This window comes from Plantibacter sp. (assembly GCF_059073635.1).
This window is the reverse complement of sequence record NZ_JCACOF010000005.1, coordinates 261,287-267,286: the sequence shown is the minus strand read 5'-3', so window position 1 is coordinate 267,286 and position 6,000 is coordinate 261,287. Positions and strand designations below refer to the sequence as shown.

Sequence of the window (6,000 nt, the reverse complement as noted above, 5' to 3'; positions counted from 1 at the left end):
GGGCGACACGCCCGGGATGCAAGCGGAATTTGCCACGATCCCGAGACACACGTAGAGTAATCACTCGTCACCCCAAAGGTGCGGGAAGCGGAAGAGCTTCTCGGCCTCAAGCGGGGACAATCCCCAGCCAAAAGCGAGAACATTTCGATGTTACCGTTTCAAGTCTCGGTTGGATGACTTCCTCCTGGTGTCACTCGTGCTCAGCATGACTCTGTTCGCAGAGCGGCTGAAACGCCGAGTTGACAACAAGCCGGGAAGATGTAAGATAGAGAAGTTGCCCTGCAGGGCGGTCGTGATGGCCAAAGGCAGGAGCATCCGATCCTTGAGAACTCAACAGCGTGCACAATGTCAAATGCCAAAAACCTCGTGCAATTGATGCCTTCCTTTTCGGTTGGTTGATGTTGTAAGAGATTCCTTTGGAAAACATTTAAACAAAACAAAGCAAGTCAGTAATGATTTGTTCTGTCAGTTTCAAACTTGCATCGTGTTCACCTATTCCGGTGGCATGGTGCGCGAAATGTGCCGGTCACTTCGGTGGTCGTGCAATTCAACATTTACGGAGAGTTTGATCCTGGCTCAGGACGAACGCTGGCGGCGTGCTTAACACATGCAAGTCGAACGATGAAGCCCAGCTTGCTGGGTGGATTAGTGGCGAACGGGTGAGTAACACGTGAGTAACCTGCCCTTGACTCTGGGATAAGCGTTGGAAACGACGTCTAATACCGGATACGAGCTTCCACCGCATGGTGAGTTGCTGGAAAGAATTTTGGTCAAGGATGGACTCGCGGCCTATCAGCTTGTTGGTGAGGTAATGGCTCACCAAGGCGACGACGGGTAGCCGGCCTGAGAGGGTGACCGGCCACACTGGGACTGAGACACGGCCCAGACTCCTACGGGAGGCAGCAGTGGGGAATATTGCACAATGGGCGAAAGCCTGATGCAGCAACGCCGCGTGAGGGACGACGGCCTTCGGGTTGTAAACCTCTTTTAGCAGGGAAGAAGCGAAAGTGACGGTACCTGCAGAAAAAGCACCGGCTAACTACGTGCCAGCAGCCGCGGTAATACGTAGGGTGCAAGCGTTGTCCGGAATTATTGGGCGTAAAGAGCTCGTAGGCGGTTTGTCGCGTCTGCTGTGAAATCCCGAGGCTCAACCTCGGGTCTGCAGTGGGTACGGGCAGACTAGAGTGCGGTAGGGGAGATTGGAATTCCTGGTGTAGCGGTGGAATGCGCAGATATCAGGAGGAACACCGATGGCGAAGGCAGATCTCTGGGCCGCTACTGACGCTGAGGAGCGAAAGGGTGGGGAGCAAACAGGCTTAGATACCCTGGTAGTCCACCCCGTAAACGTTGGGCGCTAGATGTGGGGACCATTCCACGGTTTCCGTGTCGTAGCTAACGCATTAAGCGCCCCGCCTGGGGAGTACGGCCGCAAGGCTAAAACTCAAAGGAATTGACGGGGGCCCGCACAAGCGGCGGAGCATGCGGATTAATTCGATGCAACGCGAAGAACCTTACCAAGGCTTGACATATACGAGAACGGGCCAGAAATGGTCAACTCTTTGGACACTCGTAAACAGGTGGTGCATGGTTGTCGTCAGCTCGTGTCGTGAGATGTTGGGTTAAGTCCCGCAACGAGCGCAACCCTCGTTCTATGTTGCCAGCACGTAATGGTGGGAACTCATGGGATACTGCCGGGGTCAACTCGGAGGAAGGTGGGGACGACGTCAAATCATCATGCCCCTTATGTCTTGGGCTTCACGCATGCTACAATGGCCAGTACAAAGGGCTGCAATACCGTAAGGTGGAGCGAATCCCAAAAAGCTGGTCCCAGTTCGGATTGAGGTCTGCAACTCGACCTCATGAAGTCGGAGTCGCTAGTAATCGCAGATCAGCAACGCTGCGGTGAATACGTTCCCGGGCCTTGTACACACCGCCCGTCAAGTCATGAAAGTCGGTAACACCCGAAGCCAGTGGCCTAACCGCAAGGATGGAGCTGTCTAAGGTGGGATCGGTAATTAGGACTAAGTCGTAACAAGGTAGCCGTACCGGAAGGTGCGGCTGGATCACCTCCTTTCTAAGGAGCATGTGCAACGCTCGTCTGTATACAGCGAGGTTTACGTTGCCAAGTCACACTGAGACGAATGTTCTCGGGTGGCGCTCATGGGTGGAACATTGACATTGATGCAGACGTGAGAGTCTGCCAGCAAGTACGTCTTCTTCGGGAGATTGGAACGGTGGCCGGCTGGAGGGTTTGCATATGCACGCTGTTGGGTCCTGAGGGACCGGATCTTCTCCGCTTCGGTGGAGGAAGGACGAACCTCAGGGCCTCTTTTGCTTGACATCAATGGTCAAGGAGAGAGGTACCGCCCGTACTTTGAGAACTACACAGTGGACGCGAGCATCTTAGATTCATGACCCTTCGGGGTTGTGGATCACAAAGATCAAAACATGCTTCTTCGGAAGTGATGTTGATCATTGGTCAATCTGCATCAGGTAACTGGTGCCGATCGATTCAAACTCATGTGATTTCAAATTTCTAAGAGCAAACGGTGGATGCCTTGGCATCTGGAGCCGAAGAAGGACGTAGTAATCTGCGATAAGCCTCGGGGAGCTGATAAACGAGCTGTGATCCGAGGATTTCCGAATGGGGAAACCCCGCCAGGCCCCTTGTGGTGATCTGGTGACTCCCGCCTGAATATATAGGGCGGGTAGAGGGAACGGGGGGAAGTGAAACATCTCAGTACCCCCAGGAAGAGAAAACAACAGTGATTCCGTCAGTAGTGGCGAGCGAAATCGGAAGAGGCTAAACCGGGCATGTGTGATAGCTATCAGGCGTTGCATGTCCGGGGTTGTGGGACTTCTCACTCCGAACTGATATTCGGGGAGCATTAGAACGTGGTATAGACGAATGGGATTGAAAGCCCAGCCAGAGACGGTGCCAGCCCGGTAGTCGAAATGCTGCAATCGTGCGAGGAGTATCCCAAGTAGCACGGGGCCCGAGAAATCCCGTGTGAATCTGTCAGGACCACCTGATAAGCCTAAATACTCCCAGATGACCGATAGCGGACAAGTACCGTGAGGGAAAGGTGAAAAGTACCCCGGGAGGGGAGTGAAATAGTACCTGAAACCGTTTGCTTACAAACCGTTGGAGCACCCTTGTTGGTGTGACAGCGTGCCTTTTGAAGAATGAGCCTGCGAGTTAGCGATATGTGGCGAGGTTAACCCGTGTGGGGTAGCCGTAGCGAAAGCGAGTCTGAATAGGGCGATTCAGTCGCATGTCCTAGACCCGAAGCGAAGTGATCTATCCATGGCCAGGTTGAAGCGACGGTAAGACGTCGTGGAGGACCGAACCCACTTAGGTTGAAAACTGAGGGGATGAGCTGTGGATAGGGGTGAAAGGCCAATCAAACTTCGTGATAGCTGGTTCTCTCCGAAATGCATTTAGGTGCAGCGTTGCGTGTTTCTTGCCGGAGGTAGAGCTACTGGATGGCCGATGGGGCCCAAAAGCTTACTGACGTCAGCCAAACTCCGAATGCCGGTAAGTGAGAGCGCAGCAGTGAGACGGTGGGGGATAAGCTTCATCGTCGAGAGGGAAACAACCCAGACCACCAACTAAGGTCCCAAAGCGCGTGCTAAGTGGGAAAGGATGTGGAGTTGCACAGACAACCAGGAGGTTGGCTTAGAAGCAGCCACCCTTGAAAGAGTGCGTAATAGCTCACTGGTCAAGTGATTCCGCGCCGACAATGTAACGGGGCTCAAGCACGCCACCGAAGTTGTGGCATTGATATTTTTGGTAGGCCTTCGTGGTCCAGCCGTATTGATGGGTAGGAGAGCGTCGTGTGGCGAGTGAAGCGGCGGTGTAAACCAGCCGTGGACGCTACACGAGTGAGAATGCAGGCATGAGTAGCGAAAGACATGTGAGAAACATGTCCTCCGAAAGACCAAGGGTTCCAGGGTCAAGCTAATCTTCCCTGGGTAAGTCGGGACCTAAGGCGAGGCCGACAGGCGTAGTCGATGGACAACGGGTTGATATTCCCGTACCCGCGAAGAACCGCCCAAGACAATCCAGTGGTGCTAAGAGTCCTAACCCGGACGACTGATTCCCTTCGGGGATGATGGGTCCGGTCTAACGCTCGACCCCATGCTGGTGCGTTTAGCGTATTAACAGGTGTGACGCAGGAAGGTAGCCTATGCCGGGCGATGGTTGTCCCGGTGTAAGTGCGTAGGCTGAGAGATAGGCAAATCCGTCTCTCGTGAAGGCTGAGACACGATACGGACCCGTAAGGGATAGTAGGTGATCCTATGCTGCCAAGAAAAGCATCGACGCGAGGTTCTAGTGGCCCGTACCCCAAACCGACTCAGGTGGTCAGGTAGAGAATACTAAGGAGATCGAGAGAATCGTGGTTAAGGAACTCGGCAAAATGCCCCCGTAACTTCGGGAGAAGGGGGGCCTGAGGCGTATTAGGACTTGCTCCGAAAGCGTTTGAAGGCCGCAGAGACCAGTGGGAAGCGACTGTTTACTAAAAACACAGGTCCGTGCCAAGTCGCAAGACGATGTATACGGACTGACGCCTGCCCGGTGCTGGAAGGTTAAGAGGAACGGTTAGCCGCAAGGCGAAGCTGAGAATTTAAGCCCCAGTAAACGGCGGTGGTAACTATAACCATCCTAAGGTAGCGAAATTCCTTGTCGGGTAAGTTCCGACCTGCACGAATGGCGTAACGACTTCCCAGCTGTCTCAACCGCGAACTCGGCGAAATTGCATTACGAGTAAAGATGCTCGTTACGCGCAGCAGGACGGAAAGACCCCGTGACCTTTACTACAGCTTGGTATTGGTGTTCGGTGTGGCTTGTGTAGGATAGGTGGGAGACTTTGAAGCTTGGACGCTAGTTCAGGTGGAGTCATTGTTGAAATACCACTCTGGTCACTCTGGATATCTAACTTCGAACCGTAATCCGGTTCAGGGACAGTGCCTGGTGGGTAGTTTAACTGGGGCGGTTGCCTCCCAAAAAGTAACGGAGGCGCCCAAAGGTTCCCTCAACCTGGTTGGCAATCAGGTGTCGAGTGTAAGTGCACAAGGGAGCTTGACTGTGAGACTGACAAGTCGAGCAGGGACGAAAGTCGGGACTAGTGATCCGGCAGTGGCTTGTGGAAGCGCTGTCGCTCAACGGATAAAAGGTACCTCGGGGATAACAGGCTGATCTTGCCCAAGAGTCCATATCGACGGCATGGTTTGGCACCTCGATGTCGGCTCGTCGCATCCTGGGGCTGGAGTAGGTCCCAAGGGTTGGGCTGTTCGCCCATTAAAGCGGTACGCGAGCTGGGTTTAGAACGTCGTGAGACAGTTCGGTCCCTATCCGCTGCGCGCGCAGGAAATTTGAAAGGATCTGACCCTAGTACGAGAGGACCGGGTTGGACGAACCTCTGGTGTGTCAGTTGTTCCGCCAGGAGCACCGCTGATTAGCTACGTTCGGGATGGATAACCGCTGAAAGCATCTAAGCGGGAAGCCGGCCTTAAGATGAGATTTCCATGCCTTCGGGCGAGAGGCTCCCAGCCAGACTACTGGGTTGATAGGCCGGATGTGGAAGAGAGGACGAAAGACTCTCGGAGCTGACCGGTACTAATAAGCCGATAATTTGATAACACTTTCTTTGTTTGAATACGAAGATGCTACGCGTCCACTGAGTGGTTCTCGATGTACGGTCGAGAACCCGCAAACAACACCACTGTGTTCGCACAGCGTGTTGGTTTGCTTGTTCACTTTGATACATCAATAGTGTTTCGGCGGCCATAGCGAGAGGGAAACGCCCGGTCACATTCCGAACCCGGAAGCTAAGACTCTTTGCGCCGATGGTACTGCAGGGGGGACCCTGTGGGAGAGTAGGACACCGCCGGACTTCTTCGTTGAAATGGCCACCCAAGGTTCTTGGGTGGCCATTTTGCGTTAACACGCGCAGCGCGTTAACGCGCAGCGCGTTGAGTGGTAGAAACACGAATTTG

The 6,000-nt window shown here is 53.9% G+C and carries 3 rRNA genes; all 3 read left to right on the top strand.

The window, feature by feature from the left end:
* The first annotated feature begins 553 nt into the window (after window positions 1–553).
* Window positions 554–2,074: ribosomal RNA gene (locus tag AC5JOC_RS05065) — 16S ribosomal RNA — on the top strand.
* Between the two features lie 452 nt (window positions 2,075–2,526).
* Window positions 2,527–5,644 (top strand): 23S ribosomal RNA (locus AC5JOC_RS05060).
* A 136-nt stretch (window positions 5,645–5,780) separates the two neighbouring features.
* Window positions 5,781–5,897, top strand: a 5S ribosomal RNA gene (gene rrf, locus AC5JOC_RS05055).
* The 16S, 23S and 5S rRNA genes sit together here, the layout of an rRNA operon.
* Window positions 5,898–6,000 lie beyond the last annotated feature (103 nt).